This is a genomic window from Polynucleobacter sp. es-EL-1 (assembly GCF_018687975.1).
GTDB lineage: Bacteria > Pseudomonadota > Gammaproteobacteria > Burkholderiales > Burkholderiaceae > Polynucleobacter.
The window spans coordinates 597,413-619,544 of record NZ_CP061310.1; the positions used below are offsets into that span (position 1 = coordinate 597,413).

The window sequence follows — 22,132 nt, forward strand, 5'->3', positions numbered from 1 at the left end:
GGCTTATCGTGTTAATTGATATAGATTCATTTTAAACCGACCGGATTCATTTACTTCAGATTAAGCTCAAGTTGGCGGCCGGTGCTCGCTGCTTTCATTTGTAGTGGTAAATATTCATTTTTAGCCCACAGTGGGCTCATATTGCGATAAAGCTTACTCTGTACCCAGCCAGATTGACCAGACTGGTAAATAAAGAGGGACTGCTCTAGGTCAGCAAGGTCATAAACCGTTCTCAAGCTCGGTGCTTGTTTTGTTTCAAAGGGGTTATCGGCTCTCAAGAGTTCAAGACGTCCAACATTCACGCTAAAGCTATCACCCGGAAAAGGTTGGCTTAAGTTGAAAAGACTCCCCAATAAAGGAACCTTGCTAAAGGGCCGGTGTTCAGAGACGGCGGTATGCGCGTTACCCCAGACCCAATTTTGAGGGTTGCTACCAAATTGCTTACTCAGTTGCTCTAATGCTTTATCAAGCGCAAGATTGGCTGCAATGGCGCACGTCTCTGCTTGATTGGTCTTAGGATCATCGCACCATGGACTATTGGGATTCTCGAGTTGCAAAGTGAGGGCTTGCCTAAAATGGCGCGCACCGTAATTTTCAGTAAAGAGATAGCTCAAGCGAGAAAAAAGGTGGCGGGTGAGTTGGTCTGCCCATGCATTGAAGATGAGCGCACCAATACTGTCCACCTTCATATTGCCATCAAAATTTTTACTGAACTCCGATGCTTGATTGGCCAAAGCATGTGTTGACTGCGAAGACTTAAAAAGCTTGAGTAAAGGTGTAGCGCCTAAAGATAGGGTATCTGCCTGCATCACCTTCATCGAGGCCAGATCATGGGTCGGCTTAGCTTGAATCAGCTCAACAATGCGATCATAGCGGGTAGGTAGATCCCAGTCACCAGTCAAAGGATTGGGATTATTACTAGAAACTACTTTTTGGTTTGCTGTAGCAATCCAGTGGCTCTCAGGATTATTGCTGCTTGGAAGCTGATCAAATGGAACGTAGCCTGACCAGTCATACTGCTTTTCCCAGCCAAGCGCAGGAGCTAGGCCATAAAGGCCCTGGTGTAGGGTGCGCTTAGGAGCAACGCCTGCTGCCTGAAATGCAATATTCCCATCAATATCAGCCATGACAACGTTTTGCATGGGCGCATAATTTTTGCGTAATGCTTGTTTAAAACCATCCAAATCTTTTGCGTGATTCATTTCGAGCAATCCGGCAACAGACTGATTCTCTATATCCAAAGCTGTCCAGCGTAGTGCCAATGCAAATCGATCGGTGTCAATGACTCGCTTAGCACGAGCATAGGACTCAGAAATAATGGGCCCATGACGTGATTCTTTTACCAAAAAACGTAAAGGTGGTTCACCTTTAATGTCAATGATTTCTTGGCGAACTTTAAAGTGCAAAGGTCCATCTGGCCCTCGGTAGGAGCCAGGATTTTTGGGGTCTAGTTGTTCAATGTAGAGATCTTGGACGTCGGGGCCGGTGTTGGTAAAGCTCCACGCAAATTTATCCGTCCTTCCTAAAACCACTCCTGGTATGCCAGGGAGAGTGCCGCCGATTACATTCAGGCCAGGAGCATCTAGGTGTGCAAAGTACCAAATAGCAGGTGCTGACAATCCAAGATGGGGATCATTAGCGAGTAATGGCTTTCCAGAAATAGTGAGCTTGCCATTAAGCGCCCAATTATTAGAGCCAATGCCATCTTTACCGCCGGGTGCATCAATGAAGGTTAATTCAGTTGAGGGTAATTTTTTAGACTTTTGTTGGCGAGTAACAGGCTGCGGATTAAACACCTGAATATCGCGGTACATTTTTGCAAAATCCAGGTTGCTTACCATTTCCCCAGGTGAATAGGGAGGCATAACTTCCCAGACTTCCTTGGTTGAGAGAAATTGCGATAGCTCCAAGCGCTGTAATTCTTTATGCCAATTGCCACCAAGATCAAGAGCCATCATGAGCATCCACGCAACACTATCGCTTGGAGACCAGTGACCTGGTTTGGAGCCTGTTAAAAAATACTCCACAGGTAAGGCCCAACCCAAATGAGCGTTACCAGCATTCACGCCATCCGCATAAGATTGCAGTAATCTTTTTGTAGCTATGGGGTAACGATCAAACTGTTTTTCTGCGGCATGTTTAATGCCTAAGCTTCGAATGAAACGGTCAATGGAAATTGTTTCCTTGCCTAAAATTTCTGAGAGGCGGCCGCTGGCAAGGCGTCGATTAATCTCCAATTGCCATGAGCGCTCACTGGCATGAAGATAGCCTAAGGCAAAAAGTGCATCTGTTGACGTTTTCGCTTTTATATGTGGGATATCGCTTGCATCAAAAGTAATGACGACCGCATCACCTAAGCTCTTCGTTACCCGCTTGCCAGAAGGACTTGTCTTTGCTGAGAATAAGTATGTCATCACAGCAATTGCAAGGCAGAGAAGTACCCCAGAGCCAATCCAGAAAATCCCTTTTAGGAGGGTTTTGAGGCCAATATTGGTATGGGATATTTTCATAGGAATAGTTTAGTTGGTTTGGTTTGTCAATCGATAAACCCTAGCCAACCCAGTCTTGAGACCCTCTGAGGTCTGCGCATGCTAAAATTTTGTTTGTCTTGATTTATTTAGCGTGGCTTCATTGCTCGCGCGGGCCCGAGTGGTGAAATCGGTAGACACAGCAGATTTAAAATCTGCCGACTCAAAAAAGTCGTGCCGGTTCGATTCCGGCCTCGGGCACCAATCGATTGATTTCAGGCATCCTTGAAATACTTCTCTATTCTTCTACTATTACTATTTGCCACTCCCTGTTTGGCGGTAGAGCCTCTGGTTTTTACTTGTGAGCGTACAGAAAAGAATTACACCGAGACCTACGATCTCAAGCTGATTCCTGCGTCAAAAAATCAAAAGGCAAAAGTCCTTGTTGATGATCGAGACTTAGATCAATCAGATGAACTTGGTCGACAAATAGTTAAGAACGTCCTGATCACTGAATCCACAGTGCTGATTTCAATTGAGGCGCACTTTCCACCAGAGAGCTTTGACGGAGTTCAGTATGGGGCTGGTTCAGTCATCACAGCGATCACGATTAATCGTGCCACTGGTCGATTGAGAAAAGCGGAGACGATTAAAGGCGGAATTCTGTCCGCCAGCTTAGGTGAAGGCACGAAGTTGTATGAGGAAAAATGTATTCCAGCAGCTAATACAAAAAACTAATTCGGCTCAGTAACAAATCCTAGTTTAGTGAGTCCCGCACGCCGTGATGCTGCGAGTACTTGAGCAACATATTCATACTTCACCGATTTATCAGCCCGTAGATTAATTTCTGGCTGTGGTTCTTTCTGAGCAGCTTTCTCGGCATAGCCATCGAAAGTCTTTAAATCAATCGGTGTGCTATTCCAAAAAATTTGACCTTGAGCATCGATGGAAAGTTGAACTGACTCTGGCTTAACTTCATTACGTACGCTATTTGCCTTGGGTAATTCTACTTTCACGGCCTGCTGAATCACTGGTAGGGTAATGATAAAAATAATGAGGAGCACCAACATGACATCCACCATGGGAGTCATGTTGATTTCTGCCATGATGGCATCATCACTTTGATTGTCTTGTAGGTTAAAAGACATTCTTATTCTCCAGACTTTACTCGCGCACCAGTGACAAAATATGCCAGTAAGTCATTGCCGAAACGATTGAGGTCTGCAACAAATAATTTATTAGCTCTGTTTAAAGCATTAAAGCTGAGAACCGCTGGAATCGCGACTGCTAAGCCAAGCGCAGTCATGATGAGTGCTTCACCAATAGGGCCAGCTACCTGATCAATTTGCGCGCTGCCAGAGCTACTGATGGCGATGAGGGCATGGTAGATGCCCCAGACAGTTCCGAATAGGCCAATAAATGGAGTGATAGCACCAGTCGACCCTAGAAAAGTTAGTCCCTTTTGCAGACTTGCAGCAACACTGTCGATACTGTTCTTGATGCTTCTTGACATCCACTCAGAATAGTTCAAGGTTTGCAGGAGTTCACGGTGATTGCTAGACTGACTCTGATGGTGAATAGATGCAGTGCTTGCTGCTTTAGCAATTTGATAAAAAGGATTGCTCACTGAATTTGTAAATGCACTGAGCCCCTGCTCATAAGAAGTTGCTCGCCAAAATTGATCGAGCTCTGCTGTGAGTTTGCGTAGTCTTCTCAAATCCCAAATGCGTGATAGTAGGATTACCCAGGTCACTACTGAGCAGGTTAATAGGGTCAGCGCAACAAAGCGAGTTACAGCATCGCCTTCAAGCCATAAATTAGCCAAACCAAATGGTGTATTCATATTGATTAATTCTTTAAATTAAATTTAATTAATAGGTTAGTAGAAATTCTGGTGGGTGAGCCGTTCACTACATACGGTTTAAAACGATAGCGTTTGCCAATTTCAGTTGCTGCTCGATCAAGGCGTGGAAAAGAGCTTGATCGCATTAATGCAATATCTTCAACATTTCCACCCTCATCAATAATCAGCTTTACTACTACCTCACCTTGCTCTCCTGAGCGCTTGGAAAAAGATGGATAGTAGGCATCTGCATCTGGCTGGTATACGACAATGAGTTTACCAATGTCAGTCTGAATCGGTGTACCACTGGCTCCGGAGCTAGTAGAAGGGGCAACGGCCGCGCTTTGTGTTTGTGCTTCACTACTAGACTGCTGAGGTGTTGGTGGGCTTTCGGCGGCTTGTTGGGCCTTAGTGGGCGCGGGTGTCTGCGATACTTTTTCCTTGACAGCCTTCTTTTTCTCTTGCTTTGGCTTGGGAGGAGGGGCGGCAGGTGGTGGTGCCGGGGGTGTTTGCGCTGCCTCTGGGCTAACCAGATTAGCCATGACCCTCGTCTCGTCTAGATCATTATCGTGATCTGGCTTCATACTGCTTTGAAAGCCTATCAAGAAGAGTAGATGTAGACCAATGACAATGGCAAGGATGATGCGCTCAGTCTTATTGAATGGCAGAAATGCATTCATACGGCTAAAAATCGTCCTCATTTAAAGCTGAGCTCCAATTGCCATTCGAGAGCATGTTGACTCAGATTGGATTGCATTAATTCTTGTGACATGTTTAATAAGGCTTTTGCATCTTTGCTACTAATGAACTTGATGCTGCCATAACGATCACTATCAGCATCTGGATGCAAAGTTTCTAATTTGCGCTTTAGTTGCCGAACCACTGCATCACTCGTATCGATGAGATTAATGGAGTCACCGAGCAACTTTCGGATCGATTTTCTCAAGAAGGGGTAGTGAGTGCAGCCTAATACTAGGGTGTCTGCACCTGCATCTTGAATCGGCTCCAAATGTTTGGCGAGGAGCTCAAGCGTTTCTTCACTATTGGCTTGGCCTGACTCTATAAGCGGTACTAATCCAGCGCCTGCTTGTTTAATGAATTGGCAGCTGCTTGGCAGTGTGCCTAGCAAATCATTGAATTTATCGCTCTTCAATGTAGCTTCAGTTGCCAATACGCCAACGATGCCTTTAGAAGACTGCAGCGCAGCTGGTTTAATGCCAGGCTCCACACCAATAATCGGAATATCAATGAGCTCTGAGCGAATATGGGCAATTGCCTGAGCTGTCGCAGTATTGCAGGCAACAACAATCGCGTTGCAACCTTGCGAGGCCAGAAATCGACAGAGCTCTAAGCTACGAGCAGCAATCCACTCGCTTGATCTTTCCCCATAGGGCGCATGAATAGAGTCAGCTAAATAAATGTAATCATGTTCAGGTAGTTGGCGCAGAGCCTCATCCAAGATGGATAAGCCTCCAACGCCAGAATCAAATACCCCGATGAGTGCCAAGTGGCTGATCGCTTAATAAAAAATATTGAGTTAAAAACTTAAGCAACTACGACTGGAATCTTCCCAATCTTCATTTGCCACTCTTTGGGGCCGATGTCATGCATGGAGGTTCCATCGGAGCTCACTGCGACAGTCACTGGCATATCTTTCACATCAAACTCATAAATGGCTTCCATTCCCAAATCAGCGAAGCCAACCACTTTGGCTGTCTGAATCGCCTTGGACACGAGGTAGGCGGCGCCACCAACAGCCATGAGATAAGCCGATTTGTGTTTCTTGATCGCTTCAATAGCGGCAGGACCACGCTCTGCTTTGCCAATCATCGAAATCAAACCGGTTTTGGCTAACATCATCTCGGTGAACTTATCCATGCGTGTGGAGGTTGTCGGGCCAGCTGGACCAACTGCTTCACTGCCAACTGGATCAACGGGACCGACGTAATAAATCACACGATTCTTAAAGCTGACAGGCAGCTCTTCACCCTTGGCAAGCATATCTTGAATACGCTTATGCGCTGCATCGCGACCAGTCAAAATTTTTCCATTTAACAGCAGCGTTTCACCTTCCTTCCAACTGGCTACCTCTTCAGCGGTCAAGGTATCTAAGTTCACGCGCTTAGATTTCTTGGTATCTGGTGTCCAAGTCACATCTGGCCAATCGGATAAAGATGGAATCTCCAGTTTTGCTGGTCCATCACCATGTAGATGGAAATGCACGTGACGGGTCGCCGCGCAGTTAGGGATCATCGCCACTGGTAGAGAGGCTGCATGAGTTGGGTAGTCCATGATCTTGATATCGAGCACGGTCGCTAAGCCACCCAAACCTTGAGCGCCAATGCCAAGCTGGTTTACTTTTTCAAAGATTTCCAAACGCAACTCTTCAATCCGATTTTGTGGTCCGCGAGCAATGAGCTCTTGAATGTCAACAGGGCCCATTAAAGACTCTTTAGCCATGAGCATGGCTTTTTCTGGGGTACCGCCAATGCCGATGCCCAAGATGCCGGGAGGGCACCAACCTGCACCCATGGTGGGAACGGTTTTCAGCACCCAGTCAACGATGGAGTCAGAAGGGTTGAGCATGACCATTTTGGCTTTGTTCTCAGAGCCGCCGCCTTTTGCGGCACAGATCACCTCAACATCATCACCTGGAACGATTTCATAATGGATAACTGCCGGGGTGTTATCCCCTGAATTTTTGCGTTTTCCGGCTGGATCCGTCAAAACTGAGGCACGCAATGGGTTATCTGGATTCATATAGGCGCGTCTTACGCCTTCATTCACCATCTCAGAAACGCTCATGGTGGCATCTGACCACTGCACATTCATGCCAATTTTGAGAAATACCACCGCAATACCGGTATCTTGGCAAAGTGGGCGATGACCTTCGGCGCACATACGGCTATTGGTCAAAATTTGGGCAATGGCATCTTTGGCTGCAGCACCTTGTTCTAGCTCGTAGGCATTACCCATGGCGGAAATGAAGTCCTTAGGGTGGTAATAGGAGATGAACTGAAATGCGTCAGCAACGCTTTGAATAAGGTCGTTTTGTTTGATATTGGTCATGGTTTGGGGCTTATTTTGTAAGGTTTCTTCTATTTTAAGGGTTTGCCATAGAGCAATTACTGCGTGTTTTCACTTATCTTATTAGCTCTTGGGAATACGTTCCCCTGATTCTGCGGTATTTTTGCAGAATAAGATGACTGAATATTCAATAGAAGGGCTGTGAAGCATGGAACCATTAATGCAAGAAAACCGCGTATTTAACCCACCAGCAGACTTTGTTAAGGGGGCTGCCATTCCTGGAATGGATGCGTATAACAAGCTGTGTGCTGAAGCCGGTAAGGACTATGAGGGTTTTTGGGGTCGCCTTGCTAAAGAAAATATTTTTTGGAAGAAGCCTTTCACTAAAGTTCTTGATGAGTCAAAAGCACCTTTTTATAAATGGTTCGAAGATGGCACCACCAACGCTTCTTACAACTGTTTGGATCGTCAAGTTGAAAACGGTCTTGGCGACAAGATTGCCCTCATTTTTGAAGCAGATGATGGCTCAGTTACTAAGGTAACTTATAAAGAATTACTCGAGCGCGTTTGCAAGATGGCAAATGCACTTCGCAAGATGGGCATTAAGTCGGGTGATAGCGTCATTATTTATATGGCGATGACCATCGAAGGTATCGTGGCAATGCAAGCATGTGCTCGTATTGGTGCAATTCACTCTGTAGTGTTCGGCGGATTCTCTGCTCAAGCATTGCGTGATCGTATTGTTGACGTCGGCGCAGTAGCTGTAATTACTGCTGATGGACAGTTCCGTGGTGGTAAAGCATTGCCATTAAAGGCAATTTGCGATGAAGCGCTTTCCACAGGCGAGTGCCCTAAGGTCAAGCATGTCATCGTTAATAAGCGTACCGGTTTAGATGTCACAATGACAGCGGGTCGCGATGTATGGATGCAAGAAATTGTTGCGAATGAAGCAACTACTTGTGAGCCAGAGTGGGTTAGTGCTGAGCACCCTTTATTTATTCTTTACACCTCTGGTTCAACTGGAAAGCCAAAAGGCGTTCAGCATTCAACTGGTGGTTACTTGTTGTGGGCCATTCTCACAATGAAGTGGACCTTCGATATCAAACCTAACGATGTGTTCTGGTGTACTGCCGACATTGGCTGGGTGACAGGTCACTCCTATATCACCTATGGCCCATTGGCTGTTGGCGCAACTGAGATCGTATTTGAAGGTGTGCCGACTTATCCAAATGCTGGCCGCTTCTGGGACATGATTGCCAAGCACAAAGCAACTATTTTCTACACAGCTCCAACAGCAATTCGTTCATTGATTAAAGCTTCAAGCAACGATCAAGCAGTGCATCCAAAGAGCTATGATTTATCTTCCTTACGCCTCTTAGGTTCAGTTGGCGAGCCAATCAATCCAGAAGCTTGGATGTGGTATTACGAGAATGTTGGTGGTTCACGTTGCCCAATCGTCGATACGTTCTGGCAAACAGAAACTGGCGGTCACATGATTTCACCTATGCCGGGTGCTACCCCAATGATTCCAGGTTCTTGCACATTACCTTTGCCTGGCATCATGGCAGCGATTGTGGATGAGGCTGGTGTTGATGTACCAAATGGCAATGGCGGCATCTTGGTTGTAAAGCGTCCATGGCCTTCCATGATTCGGACAATTTGGGGTGATCCTGATCGTTTCGTGAAATCGTATTTCCCAGAAGAGTTGGGTGGCACTTTGTATTTAGCAGGTGACGGCGCAATTCGTAATAAAGAAACTGGTTACTTCACCATTACAGGTCGTATCGATGACGTCTTGAACGTTTCTGGTCACCGTATGGGCACTATGGAGATTGAGTCTTGCTTAGTTGCTAACCCATTGGTTGCTGAGGCTGCAGTGGTAGGTCGCCCAGATGAACTCACTGGTGAAGCTATTTGCGTATTCGTGGTTCTTAAAGGTGGCCGTCCAACAGGCGAAGAGGCCAAGAAGGTTGCTACTGAGTTGCGTAATTGGGTCGGCAAAGAAATTGGCCCGATTGCTAAACCTAAGGACGTGCGCTTTGGTGATAACTTGCCTAAGACTCGTTCTGGCAAAATCATGCGTCGCTTGCTTCGCGTGATCGCTAAGGGTGAAGAAATTACTCAGGACACATCTACCCTTGAAAATCCAGCAATTTTGGAGCAACTCAAAGAGTCTGTGTAATTGGTTAAATAGGCTTTTGGGGGCAAACCCTTTCGGCAAACGTATAATTGTCGGCTGTACGGAAGGGTGGATGAGCGGTTTAAGTCACACGCCTGGAAAGCGTGCGTAGGTTTATAGCCTACCGCGGGTTCGAATCCCGCCCCTTCCGCCAGTAGTAGAAAAGCCACCTTCGGGTGGTTTTTTATTGTCTAAATTTAGCTATTGGGTACTTTCCACCCTGTTTTTAAGCTACTTATACTTTGTAACGCATTGATTTATATAAATAAAATTGATTAAGTAAATATTTGTTGCGTTGCCGCAAATATTTCTTGCATTGCAACAAAATTCTTCTTAGAATGGTGCATCGCAATAAATTTTTATTCACCTAAATATAAGGAATTCATCATGTTTCAAACTCAATTAAACGACCAATTGGCAACTGCACAAGCTAAAGCTGTAGAAACAGCAAAACATTTGGCTCAAGTAGCTGTTGAAAGCGCTAAAGAATTAGCTGAAATCAACCAAGCTGCTGCTAAAGATGCTTTAGTTGTTGCTCAAGACGCTAGCGCTCAATTGTTAGCAATCAAAGACGCTCAGCAATTGGCTAAATTGGCTCAGCCTGAAGCTGCTCAAGAAGCTGCTAAGTATGCAGCTGCTTATCAAGCTAAAGTAAGCAAAGTAGTTCGTAACAGCAACAAAGAAGTTGCTCAAGTTGTTGATGCTTCAATCGATGACGCACGTGATGACTTGGTTAAGTTTGTTAAAGAAGCTACTAAAACTGCTCCTGCTGGATCTGAGGCATTTGTTTCTGCATTCAAAACTGCATTTGAAACTTCACTCCAACAGTTTGATCAAGTTCGCGCTTCTGCAACTGACGCATTTGCAAACTTTGAAAAGAGTTTTGATACAGCATTTGCAAATATGCAAGGTCAATACGCTGTTGCTAAGCCAGCAGCTAAAAGCCGCAAAGCTGCTTAATTAGTCTTAAACGCTTCATGAAAAACCACCTTCGGGTGGTTTTTTCTTTTTGGGGGTAGCAAAGTCTCCTGGCAATTAAAATGAAATGACCTAGTTTTCTTAGCATTACTATTTCAGCCAAAAATAAATATTAAGAACCAAGTGATCCGTAATATGCCGTTTTTTAAATCTGCGTCACTCAAGCTTTGGATGATTTCATTGGTGGGGCTGATATCTGCGCTCATATTGTCGCTATGGGCGGCTATCCATATATTTCTTCCTGGATTGATTCAAAATGAAGTTCAGTCCTATGGTAAAAAAATCGGCTATCACATTGCTTATCAAGATTTACGCATATCACCACTCCGCTTGCGTTTAGAAATCAATGGCCTTGTTTTAGCTGATAACAATAAAGCCAAACTGTTGGAGTTGGGTAGTGCAGTCCTTATGCTGAATTGGTCGCAGTTGGTATTGGGTGAGCTCGGTTTTGCGGAGATCTTACTTGAGGAGCCAAAGCTTTATCTGGTTAAGCCCATAGCCAAAAGTAGTGAGAGTCAATGGAACTGGCAAGCATTCATAGCAAGTGTGAATCAATCTCTGCCGCCACCGCAACCAGAAAAACAAACCAATCCACTCAAAGTCTCGGTACAGAAGTTCATTATCCGTAACGCTTCATTATCTCTATCGGATGTGGGTTCAAAAATCCAAGAAGAATTAAAGTCATTTTCAATTCAGTTTGCTAATGTCGCTAACTACGACAAGTCGGGCGAGGTTAATGGTGTGGTTGGGCAATACGGACTGAACTTAGGAGCGATTCAATTTAGATTGCCAGGCTTAAATAAGAGAATCAGTTTTAAGCAAGTGGCAGTCAAGGGTGCTTTAGATAATTCAGGCGCTGAGTCCCTGGGGGCGCAGGTTGATTTTGAGTTAGATGATGGTCGTATCTTTACGCATTGGGACTTGCGTGCCGACAAATCTATCTCTGGAAAAATTCGGATTGAAAATCTTGCGCTTGAGCCATTCATTCCATTGTTGCCAGCAAATCATGAATTGCGGGCCAAAAGTGGCTCCGTTCAGTCTGAGTCGGTAATTGAAATCAAGGGTGATGCGTTTTCGATCGCTGGAGATTTACACCTCAATGATCTTGACGTTTGGGAGGCTGGACAACAGCAAGCTCTTTTAACTTGGAGAGCTGCAGATGTGAATCAGCTCACCTTCAGTCACTCTAAGGCCTTAGGCTCCAAACTTGGTGTGGAAGAGTTGGTCGTGAGTCAGCCTGTGCTCCGTTTTGAAATTGATGAGAAGGGTTTCTCAAATTTCAGAAGACTATTTTCAAAGGCAGCTAACTCTGAAGTTACGCAAGCAGGGGATCAAGAGGAGTTACCATCTTCATCGCCAGCCCGGTTTCAGATGGATATGAAGACAATAAAGCTTCGCGATGGAGAAGTGCTTTTTGCGGATTTAGCAATGCGTCCACAATTTCATGTGGATATTCGAAGGTTTAATGCTACTTTACGCGGTGTCAGCAATGCTCCTGGAAAATCTTCCAGTATTGATATTGATGGTGTGGTTGCTAAATCGGGCTCCATGCGGGCAAAAGGGCAAGCTTCTTTCGATGACCCCCGTCGTAACAACGATTTAACTTTGAATTTTAAAGATCTTCCCCTAAATGCCTTTAATCCGGCAGCAATGACATTTGCTGGCCATCAAATTACTGGTGGGCGACTCAATCTCAATTTGCATTACCAAGCAAAGGATGGGGAGTTAAAGGGTAGTAATCAGATTGTGATTAAGAAGGTGGAGCTCGGTGATGAAGTGCCAGATTTTCAAGGCAAGAAACTGCCGCTGGGTTTAGCAATTGCCTTGCTAGAAGATTCTGATGACACCATTGATGTCACCATCAATATTGCTGGCAACGTGGATGCCCCTGAATTTAGTGCGAGTGGTTTAGTGTGGCAGGCAATCTCCAATGTCTTAACGAATGTAGCCACCGCACCGTTTAGGGCTCTTGGAGCTTTATTGGGTATGGGTAGTGATGAGGGTATTTATGCCGTTTTTGGTCAAGCGGTGTATTTACCCGCCGATCAAGATCGCCTAGAAAAATTTGGTGGGTTTTTGGATAAGAAGCCTCATGCAACTTTGGATCTCACAGCAACCTATGATCCAGGCCAAGATCAGCCGGCATTGGCTCGAGCCAATGCTGATGCAGCCATTCTGAAAGCGGCGGGCATTACCTTGTTGCCCAATGAATCGGTACCAAATCCTGACTTTACGGATCCCCGTATCCGGGAGGGCTTGAAATCGGCTTATGCTCAATCGGTTGGAAGAATTAAATTGGCCCAGCGTCTTTTAACTTTGCCAGATGATGCGGCCCGCAATGAGCAATTGCGCACTGAACTCATAGCTAGCATGCTCATCACAGAAAGTGAACTCAAAGTACTGGCTAACCAGCGTGCAAAATTGGCATTGGAAATCATGACCAAAAATAATCCAGGCCTTAAAGAGCGCATTCGTCTGACTGAGGTGAAAGTTGCTAATGCACCAAAAGAAGGGGCGCCTCTCGAAGTTGAAGTCAGAATCAAGTAGACTTGAGGGATGAATTTATCTAAATTGCGCTCTTCTTTATTCCTCATATTGACAGTAGTCCTTGGCCTTACTGGCTGTGGGAGTATTGAGTCTGCAGCCCAGGATGACTGCACTTCAATTGGCTGGCAAATTGGTACAAAGGGCTACGAAGATTGCTTCAAGGCTAGGGTCTATGAGCGCAAGCTAGACTACTCCTTACCTCCAGGCGATAAGCCGTCCCCATCCCTTCTCTAAAATACTAGGGTTTACCCTTATGTAGATTCCCTTGAGCGCCGTCAAGGACTTGGGGGTAGAAATAACCCAAAATCGATCGAGATTTTGGGAATTGCCTATAACTAGCAAAAACACAATTGCCTTATTTCTGGCATTCTCAAAATAGATTTTGTATATAAAAACAGCAGTCATGATTGTGACTAAAAATTTAGAGACTACATACTATGAATCACCCAAAGCCCTCAGATGAGATCCAGGCAGTTGCAGTTGCAACCGCAGATGATTTAAGGGAAACCATTCGGCGTAAAAGTAAGCTTAAAGGGCGTCAAGCTGATGATGCTTCTCTAGCAGAGGTGCGTGCATTAATTGGTGCAGCCCCACACCGTCGTGATTTATTAATTGAAAATTTGCACAAACTGAATGATGAGTATCGTGCTTTGCATGACCGCCATTTAGTAGCCTTAGCAAAAGAAATGAATTTGCCGATGGCTGAGGTGTATGAGGTTGCTACTTTCTATCATCATTTCGAAGTAGTGCGTGGTAATGATCCAGTCGCTGATATTACTGTCCGTGTTTGTGATGGCGTCGCTTGTGAGTTAGCAGGCGCCCAGGGTTTGCTTGAAAAGCTTCCAGCAATTTTAGGAATTCCCAATGTCAAGGTCATTGCAGCGCCCTGTGTGGGTCGCTGTGAGCAAGCTCCTGTCGCAGTAGTGCACCAATACCCTGTGTTATTTGCTACTACTGACAAGGTTGCAGCTGCAGTCAAAAATAATTTAACAACTCATCCAATGGCAGTCGACAGTGCAGTATTTGATCCTGCGGCATTAGCAGAAAAAGGAGTTTCTCCTCAAGGTAACAATCAGCCAGTCTCACCGGAATATGTGGGCTATGAATCTTATTGTGCTCAGGGCGGTTATGCTCTAGCAAAAGAAATTGCAGAAGGTAAGCGTGATGCCGAAAGCATCATTAAGGCAATGGAAAATTCAGGTTTGCGCGGTTTAGGTGGTGCAGGCTTCCCAGCAGGGCGCAAGTGGCGCATTGTCAAAGATCAAGTGGCGCCAAAATTAATGGCGGTAAATATTGACGAAGGCGAGCCGGGTACATTTAAAGACCGGACATATTTAGAGCGTGACCCCCATCGTTTCTTGGAAGGCTTATTGATAGCAGCCAATGTGGTGGGGATTGATGCTTGTTACATCTACCTGCGCGATGAATACCATGGTTGTCGTGAGTTATTAGAGGTAGAGCTAGCTAAGCTTCAAGCCAATCCGCCATTTAAATTACCATTGATCGAATTGCGTCGTGGAGCCGGGGCTTATATTTGTGGTGAAGAGTCCGCCATGATTGAAAGTATTGAGGGTAAGCGTGGTGAGCCACGGATGCGTCCTCCCTATATTGCCCAAGTGGGATTATTTGGACGACCAACTCTTGAGCACAATTTTGAAACGCTCTATTGGGTGCGCGATATTGTTGCGCGTGGTCCAGAGTGGTTTAGTTCTTTTGGCCGACATGATCGTAAAGGTCTGCGTAGTTATAGCGTTAGTGGGCGCGTTAAAAATCCAGGCGTTAAATTAGCGCCAGCGGGTATTACGATTCAAGAATTGATCGATGAGTATTGCGGTGGTATGCAAGATGGCCATCAGTTCTATGGCTACTTACCGGGGGGTGCCTCCGGTGGCATTTTGCCGGCAACCATGAATGACATTCCACTGGACTTTGATACCTTGCAACCATACGGCTGCTTCATTGGTTCTGCAGCCGTGATGGTATTTGGTCATCAGGATAAAGCGCGAGATATGGCTTTGAATGTGATGCATTTCTTTGAGCATGAGAGTTGTGGCCAATGCACGCCATGTCGCGTAGGAACTAGCAAAGCAGCCCAATTGATGCAATCAAAATCATGGGACAAAGAGACGCTTGAGGATTTAGCCACGGTAATGGTTGATGCCTCTATCTGCGGTCTAGGCCAAGCAGCGCCCAATCCTATTCGTTGTATCGCAAAATACTTCCCACAAGAAATTGCTTAATCAACAAGCCAAAATTAGCTAAGAGCAAGACGAGACAAAAATGAACGCACCAGTAAATCCAAAAGAACTTGAGTTGCAAACCGTTGAGTTCAAACTTGATGGGCAAACCATTATTTCCTATGAAGGGGAGACGATTCTGAAGGCCGCTAAACGGCACGGTATTGATATTCCTCACCTTTGCTTTAAGGATGGTTATCGCCCTGATGGAAATTGCCGTGCTTGCGTAGTGGAAATTAACGGTGAACGCACCTTAGCGCCGAGTTGCTGCAGAAGTGCTACGCCTGGTATGGAAGTGAAAGCCAATAGTCAGCGCGCTCTAAAAAGTCAGAAATTGGTTCTCGAAATGTTGCTTTCCGATATGCCTGATGAAGGATTTAAATGGGTAGGCGATAGCAAAGAAGAAGAGCTTAAAAACCAACATGGGGAGCTCAGCACTTGGGCTTCGCGCATGGATGTGACTGTTCGTCCAGAGTTAAAGGCATTGCGCCGTGAAAAAGTGGCGAGCGATATCTCGCATCCAGCGATGGCAGTTAATTTGGATGCCTGTATTCAATGCAATCGTTGTGTGCGTGCTTGTCGTGAAGAGCAGGTCAATGATGTGATTGGCTATGCCATGCGTGGCGCCCATAGTGAAATTGTTTTTGATCTTAATGATCCAATGGGAGAGAGCACTTGCGTAGCTTGTGGTGAGTGCGTGCAAGCATGTCCCACTGGCGCATTGATGCCTAAAGGGCTCATTGGCTCACAAACAGTCGATCGCAAAGTGGATTCTGTGTGTCCGTTCTGTGGAGTAGGTTGCCAAATTACTTACAACGTCAAAGACGAGAAGATTGTGAGTGTTGAAGGTCGTAACGGCCCCGCTAATCACAATCGACTGTGCGTTAAGGGTCGTTTTGGTATGGATTACATTCATAATCCACAGCGCCTGACTAAGCCACTCATTCGTAAAGCAGGCGTACCTAAAGATGAAGCTTTGCTTGAAGGTAAGCAAGATTGGTCTGACATTTTCCGTGAGGCAACGTGGGAAGAGGCGCTTGAAGTTGCTGGTGGTGGTCTGAAGAAACTGAAGGATCAATACGGCAATAAAGTGCTGGCAGGTTTTGGTTCTGCCAAGGGTAGTAATGAAGAGGCTTATTTGTTCCAAAAACTGGTACGCACTGGTTTTGGTAGCAATAATGTAGACCATTGCACACGTCTGTGCCACGCATCATCTGTTGCTGCGCTATTAGAGGGCGTTGGATCAGGCGCAGTAAGTAATCAAGTGAATGATGTAGAGCACTCCAGTTTGATTTTGTTAATTGGATCAAATCCAACAGCCAATCATCCAGTAGCAGCCACTTGGTTTAAGAACGCCGCTAAGCGGGGCGCGAAAATTGTGTTGTGCGATCCTCGCATGACCGATATTGCTAAACATGCTTGGCGTACGATGCAGTTCAAGCCAGATACGGATGTGGCGATGCTCAATGCCATGATCTATACGGTCATTGAAGAAGGTCTTGCTGATAAAGAATTTATTGCCAATCGTGCGAATAACTTTGAAGCCCTTAAAGAAAATATCAAGGGATATAGTCCAGAAGCAATGGCACCAATCTGTGGTATTCCTGCGGAGACTTTACGCGAAGTAGCGCGCGAGTTCGCCACTACGAAGTCCGCAATGATTCTGTGGGGCATGGGTGTAAGTCAGCACGTTCACGGTACTGATAATGCCCGTTGCTTAATTGCTTTGGTCAGCATCACCGGTCAAATTGGTAAGCCGGGTTCTGGTTTGCATCCATTACGCGGGCAGAACAACGTACAGGGTGCTAGTGATGCAGGATTGATTCCGATGATGTTCCCGAACTACCAGCGTGTCGATAATCCAGAGGCGCATGCGTGGTTTGAGAAGTTCTGGGATACCCCATTAGATAAGAAGCCGGGTTATACCGTAGTAGAGATCATGCATAAGATCACCGCACCAGATAGTGACCCCGACAAGATTCGTGGCATGTATGTTGAGGGCGAGAACCCTGCGATGAGTGATCCCGATTTGAATCATGCTCGCCATGCTTTGGCCTCATTAGATCTCTTGGTTGTACAGGACATCTTTATGACTGAGACAGCATTGTTAGCGGATGTGGTGTTGCCTGCAAGCGCATGGCCAGAGAAAGTGGGTACTGCAAGCAATACTGACCGTATGGTGCAGATGGGCAAGAAGGCAATTAACCCTCCTGGGGATGCTAAGCCTGATTTGTGGATCATTCAGCAAATTGCTAAGCATATGGGGCTTAACTGGAATTACCAAGGGCCAGATCATGGCGTTGCAGCAGTTTATGACGAGATGCGTCAAGCAATGCATGCAGCAATTAATGGTATTACTTGGGAGCGTCTCGAAAAAGAATCCAGCGTGACTTACCCATGCTTATCTGCTGAAGATCCAGGTCGTCCAATCGTATTTGATGACTGCTTTGCTACTCCAGACGGAAAAGTCAAGTTAGTACCTGCCGATATTATTCCCGCGAATGAGCGCCCCGATGCACAGTACCCATTTGTGTTGATTACAGGTCGTCAGTTAGAACATTGGCATACTGGCAGTATGACGCGTCGTGCAACCATTTTGGATGCAATTGAGCCGATGGCTACTGTTTCCATGAATGGTGAAGATATGACGCAGTTAGGTGTTTCTGCAGGAGATGTCATTACTGTTCAATCCCGTCGTGGTGAAGTGGGCATTCATGTCCGCAGGGATGATGGGACACCACGTGGTGTGATCTTTATTCCTTTTGCGTACTATGAGGCTGCTGCTAACCTCATCACCAACTCAGCCTTAGATCCTGTCGGCAAGATTCCGGAGTTTAAGTACTGTGCCGTGAAGTTGGCTAAAGGTGGTCAAGCCGCTGCGGTCATGGGCTATGGCACGAATGATCCGCAAAGGCAAAAGGCGGCGGCAAACTGATAAGCTTTCTCTGAAAGTGCTGTTCTAACAAAGCCCCTGTTATAGGGGTTTTGTTCCTATGTGACTCTAAAATTACCCTAACAGCATTTGCCCTTTAGAATGAAGACTCCATGGCAAGTTCTAAACCCTCTATACCTTCAGCTGATGCAAAGGCAGAACTCCCTGTACTGATTATCGGTGCCGGGCTAGCGGGCTTAACTGTGGCCCTGCATATGGCCAAAACTCAGCCCGTCATTGTGATGGCTAAGCGAGGTCTTGGTGAGGCTGCTACCGCTTGGGCGCAGGGCGGGATTGTGGGGGTCGTGGATAAAGAGTTGGATAGTATCGATGCTCATGTAGCTGACACCTTAGATGCTGGTGCAGGTTTGGTGGTTGAAGCAACAGCCCGTTATATCGCTGAAGAAAGCGCTGAAGCAATTCGTTGGCTGGTGGAACAGGGCGTTCCTTTTACTGCTGATGAAGCTGGACCTATGGGTTTGCATTTGACACGCGAAGGCGGTCATAGTCAGCGCCGTATTGCTCACGTAGCGGATGCTACTGGTAAGGCGATTCATGAGGTGTTGCTCGACAAAGCGCGATCACATCCCAATATTCAGTTGCTAGAGCACTGGATTGCACTCGATCTGATTACTAATCGACACCTGGATGCAAAAACTCAGCGCTCTAAACCTAACCGTTGTTACGGGGTGTATGCACTCGATATTAATAACAATCGCGTAGAAACCATTGAGGCCAAATCCGTTGTATTGGCAACTGGTGGAGTGGGTAAGGTATACCGATATACGAGTAATCCTGACACTGCTACTGGTGATGGTATTGCCATGGCATGGCGCGCAGGTTGCCGTGTTGGCAATATGGAATTTATTCAGTTTCATCCAACATGCCTTTATCACCCGAGTGATAGAACCTTCTTAATTACCGAGGCTATGCGTGGTGAGGGTGGTTTGCTCAAATTACCCAATGGCACTCGCTTTATGCCTGAGCATGATGAGCGCAATGAATTAGCGCCGCGCGATATAGTCGCTAGAGCAATTGACTTTGAGATGAAAAAGCATGGATTAGATTATGTCCATCTCGATGCCACTCATTTGGGTGAAGCATTCATTCAAGAGCATTTCCCCATGATTTACGCGCGTTGCAAGAGTCTTGGTTTGGACATCACTAAAGAGCCGATACCTGTAGTGCCTGCAGCGCATTACACCTGTGGGGGCGTTGTTACCGATCTCAAGGGTAGAACGGACTTGCCAGGCTTATATGCCGTTGGTGAGGCTACCTATACCGGCCTTCACGGCGCCAACCGATTGGCAAGTAATTCCTTGTTGGAGTGCGTAGTGATTGGTAAGGCTGCTGCGGAAGACATTTCCGCGCAGAAAGATATTGTCATGCCTAAATTACCGCTATGGGATGAAAGTCAGGTTGAAGATGCTGATGAGCAGGTGGTTATTGCCCATAACTGGGATGAGTTACGCTCACTCATGTGGAACTATGTGGGCATTGTGAGAACTAATCGTCGACTAGAGCGTGCATTACATAGAATTAAATTACTGCGATACGAAGTGCAAGAGTATTACGCCAACTTTAAAGTGACGCGCGACCTCATTGAGCTACGCAATCTATTGGAATGTGCAGAGTTGATTGTGAGATCAGCACTGATGCGCAGAGAGAGCAGGGGCTTGCATTACAGCCGTGATTACCCTGGTACCTGGGCTGTTTCTTATCCGACTATTCTGACGCCTCAGGCTGAAGGTAATTCTGAAGGCCCTGATACCTAAGGGTGCCTTAGGCGGATATTCTCATTGAGAAATCCACCGCCTGAATATCTTTCGTCAGCTTGCCTAAGGAGATGCGATCAACTCCAGTCGCAGCAATGGCACGCATCTGATCTAGATTGATACCGCCAGATGCCTCAAGTAGGGCGCGGCCCTTGGTAAAGACAACTGCTTCCTTCATCTGTTCGGTAGTGAAGTTATCAATCAAGATGCTTTTTGCGCCAGCATTTAAGGCTTCCTCTAATTCAGCAAGGCTTTCAACCTCTACCTGAATATCTACTCCCGAGTTAAGGTCTTGTGCAGCTTTAATGGCAGCAGCAACACCGCCAGCGGCAGCGATATGATTCTCTTTAATGAGGATGCCATGCCAAAGAGCAAGGCGTTGATTTTGTCCGCCACCTACTAGCACGGCATATTTCTGTGCGCGACGTAAACCGGGAATGGTCTTACGCGTATCTAGAACGGCACAGCCCTTTGGGTTTGGGCTCACACCAGCTATAGCATCAACATGTTGACGAGCAATTGTTGCCGTCCAAGAGAGTGTTTGCAAGAAATTGATGCAAGGACGCTCTGCCGAGAGCAGGGCGCGAGAGTCTGCCGAAATATCGCAAACCGTAGTGTTTGCTTTCATGAGCTCGCCCTCACGGTAATGCCAAGTGACTGTCGCTTTTGGATCTAACTGAAGCAGCGTGCCTTCAAACCAATCTACCCCACAAAGAACTGCCTCTTGACGAACAATGAGTTGCGCATGTACTGGCTTACTAGGCACTAATTGCGCCGTCCAATCACACGTGCCAATGTCCTCCATGAGAGCATCATGAATGTTGCGTGCTCGCGCTTGCTCTAAGGTTTCGTTGTATTCAAACATGCAAAATGGTTAATCCAAATGGGGGCAAAAAATTAAGCAGCACCGATGTGCTTGATGAAACCATGCTGGGCTTTCGCTAATAACTCCGGATGGTTTTGGGTGAAATCAAGCATGCGTTCAATACAGCCCAGTGCTTTGGTGCGAACAGGTTCATCGATGAAGATTTCGCCAGAGGCATTTTCAAGACAATCCAAAATTCCTTGTAGACCATTCATCGCCATCCAAGGGCAATGCGCACAACTCTTACAGGTGGCGCTATCTCCAGCGGTAGGCGCTTCAATCAATGTTTTATTGGGGGCAAGCTGGGCAATGCGATGCAAAATGCCTTTATCGGTAGCGATAATATATTCAGAGGCTTTACCTTCAACGACCGCTTTAATCATGGCAGAAGTAGAGCCAACAACGTCTGCTAAATCCACTACCCCTTGGGGAGACTCAGGGTGCACTAACACCATGGCATCAGGGTGGGCGGCCATGAGCATTTCTAACTCAACGGCTTTAAATTCATCATGAACAATGCAGGCGCCATTCCAAAGCAGCATATCTGCGCCAGTTTGTTCTTGAATGTAGCGACCCAAATGACGATCTGGTGCCCACAGAATTTTTTTACCTTCAAGATTGAGTTGATGCACGATTGCTAGCGCACAAGAACTCGTCACCATCCAATCTGCTTGGGCTTTTACTGCAGCGCTCGTATTGGCATAGACCACTACTGTGCGATCTGGGTGCATGGCTCTAAATGCAGCAAAGTCAGCGGCATTACAACCTAAGTCTAAAGAGCAAGTTGCCTCAAGATCGGGCATAAAGACTCTTTTTTCAGGACTGAGAATCTTTGCAGTCTCTCCCATAAAACGCACACCGGCAACAATCAGGTTTTTAGCAGAGTGGTTTTTGCCAAAGCGCGCCATTTCTAATGAGTCAGACACAAAGCCACCAGTCTCTAGCGCAAGATCTTGAATATCCCCATCTACATAGTAGTGGGCCACTAAGGCAGCATCTTTTTCAAGTAGAAGTTGTTTAATGCGTTCAATAACCAAGGTTTTTTCACTTCCATGCAGCGGAGGAGGTGTTTTGGCCCACGCCTGTGCAGTACAGGTGAGTCCAGCAGCATTTTGCTGTGGGTAGTCAAAAGCAATCGGGGCGCTAGCGTTAAAGGTCATGCGCAATTTTAGCCTTCTTATTTATACCTCTTAGGGTGACGCAAAGGTGAGGCGGTATTCACTCTAGAGCTAATGGGAAAATGTACTGTAAACCATTAAATTTACAAGATATTTTGAATGG

16 protein-coding genes and 2 tRNA genes are annotated in these 22,132 nt (G+C 46.2%); 10 read left to right on the forward strand and 8 right to left on the reverse strand.

Translation table 11 applies throughout. The features are described 5' to 3' along the window. Positions 1-50 precede the first annotated feature (50 nt). Positions 51-2,510, reverse strand: a complete 2,460-nt coding sequence (locus FD974_RS03125) for a penicillin acylase family protein (protein WP_215365708.1) — start codon at positions 2,508-2,510, stop codon at positions 51-53. Positions 2,511-2,643: 133 nt separating this feature from the next. Here FD974_RS03125 and FD974_RS03130 point away from each other — a divergent pair. Together FD974_RS03130 and FD974_RS03135 are read left to right on the forward strand one after the other, a co-directional pair. After that, positions 2,644-2,732, forward strand: a tRNA-Leu gene (locus FD974_RS03130). 69 nt (positions 2,733-2,801) lie between these two features. Next, complete coding sequence (locus FD974_RS03135; protein WP_251374651.1) at positions 2,802-3,206, forward strand: hypothetical protein; 405 nt, start codon at positions 2,802-2,804, stop codon at positions 3,204-3,206. Here the strand turns inward: FD974_RS03135 and FD974_RS03140 are convergent. From FD974_RS03140 to FD974_RS03160, 5 genes are read right to left on the reverse strand one after another with little or no spacing between them, the layout of a single operon-like run. Then, positions 3,203-3,616: a biopolymer transporter ExbD gene (locus FD974_RS03140; RefSeq protein WP_215365710.1), complete on the reverse strand. Its 414-nt coding sequence runs from the start codon at positions 3,614-3,616 to the stop codon at positions 3,203-3,205. The two genes, FD974_RS03135 and FD974_RS03140, sit on opposite strands and share 4 nt — an antisense overlap. Before the next feature lie 2 nt (positions 3,617-3,618). After that, the gene (locus FD974_RS03145; RefSeq protein WP_215365712.1) at positions 3,619-4,311 is read right to left on the reverse strand and encodes a MotA/TolQ/ExbB proton channel family protein; all 693 of its coding nucleotides are present in this window, start codon (positions 4,309-4,311) and stop codon (positions 3,619-3,621) included. 5 nt (positions 4,312-4,316) lie between these two features. Beyond that, positions 4,317-4,991 (reverse strand): energy transducer TonB, encoded by a 675-nt coding sequence (locus FD974_RS03150; RefSeq protein ID WP_251374652.1) that lies wholly within the window; start codon positions 4,989-4,991, stop codon positions 4,317-4,319. A gap of 17 nt (positions 4,992-5,008) precedes the next feature. Beyond that, positions 5,009-5,818, reverse strand: coding sequence for a glutamate racemase (gene murI / locus FD974_RS03155; protein WP_215365716.1), 810 nt, complete (start codon positions 5,816-5,818; stop codon positions 5,009-5,011). Positions 5,819-5,856: 38 nt separating this feature from the next. Beyond that, on the reverse strand, positions 5,857-7,380 hold the full coding sequence (locus tag FD974_RS03160; RefSeq protein WP_215365718.1) for a fumarate hydratase: 1,524 nt from the start codon (positions 7,378-7,380) through the stop codon (positions 5,857-5,859). A gap of 166 nt (positions 7,381-7,546) precedes the next feature. On the opposite strand from FD974_RS03160, the gene acs reads away from it, so the two are divergent. The 8 genes from acs to nadB all read left to right on the forward strand — a co-directional run bounded on the left by acs (position 7,547) and on the right by nadB (position 19,986). Further along, a complete protein-coding gene (gene acs, locus FD974_RS03165; RefSeq protein WP_215365720.1) occupies positions 7,547-9,520 on the forward strand; it encodes an acetate--CoA ligase in 1,974 nt (657 codons plus the stop codon). Between the two features lie 60 nt (positions 9,521-9,580). After that, positions 9,581-9,671, forward strand: a tRNA-Ser gene (locus tag FD974_RS03170). 233 nt (positions 9,672-9,904) lie between these two features. Continuing rightward, positions 9,905-10,477: a phasin family protein gene (locus FD974_RS03175; RefSeq protein ID WP_215365722.1), complete on the forward strand. Its 573-nt coding sequence runs from the start codon at positions 9,905-9,907 to the stop codon at positions 10,475-10,477. 153 nt (positions 10,478-10,630) lie between these two features. Continuing rightward, positions 10,631-13,042 carry a DUF748 domain-containing protein gene (locus FD974_RS03180; RefSeq protein WP_215365725.1) on the forward strand — a complete coding sequence of 804 codons (2,412 nt, stop codon included), beginning with the start codon at positions 10,631-10,633 and terminating at the stop codon, positions 13,040-13,042. A gap of 9 nt (positions 13,043-13,051) precedes the next feature. Beyond that, positions 13,052-13,276 (forward strand): hypothetical protein, encoded by a 225-nt coding sequence (locus FD974_RS03185; protein ID WP_215365727.1) that lies wholly within the window; start codon positions 13,052-13,054, stop codon positions 13,274-13,276. A 203-nt stretch (positions 13,277-13,479) separates the two neighbouring features. Continuing rightward, positions 13,480-15,282: an NAD(P)H-dependent oxidoreductase subunit E gene (locus FD974_RS03190; protein ID WP_215365730.1), complete on the forward strand. Its 1,803-nt coding sequence runs from the start codon at positions 13,480-13,482 to the stop codon at positions 15,280-15,282. Between the two features lie 40 nt (positions 15,283-15,322). Next, the gene (gene fdhF, locus FD974_RS03195) at positions 15,323-18,214 is read left to right on the forward strand and encodes a formate dehydrogenase subunit alpha (protein ID WP_215365732.1); all 2,892 of its coding nucleotides are present in this window, start codon (positions 15,323-15,325) and stop codon (positions 18,212-18,214) included. Positions 18,215-18,324: 110 nt separating this feature from the next. Continuing rightward, positions 18,325-19,986: an L-aspartate oxidase gene (nadB, locus tag FD974_RS03200; RefSeq protein ID WP_215365734.1), complete on the forward strand. Its 1,662-nt coding sequence runs from the start codon at positions 18,325-18,327 to the stop codon at positions 19,984-19,986. A gap of 7 nt (positions 19,987-19,993) precedes the next feature. Here nadB and nadC read toward each other — a convergent pair whose 3' ends face one another. Both nadC and nadA read right to left on the reverse strand, forming a co-directional pair. Next, positions 19,994-20,851 carry a carboxylating nicotinate-nucleotide diphosphorylase gene (gene nadC, locus FD974_RS03205; RefSeq protein ID WP_215365736.1) on the reverse strand — a complete coding sequence of 286 codons (858 nt, stop codon included), beginning with the start codon at positions 20,849-20,851 and terminating at the stop codon, positions 19,994-19,996. Positions 20,852-20,883: 32 nt separating this feature from the next. Beyond that, positions 20,884-22,011: a quinolinate synthase NadA gene (gene nadA, locus FD974_RS03210; RefSeq protein ID WP_215365739.1), complete on the reverse strand. Its 1,128-nt coding sequence runs from the start codon at positions 22,009-22,011 to the stop codon at positions 20,884-20,886. Positions 22,012-22,132 lie beyond the last annotated feature (121 nt).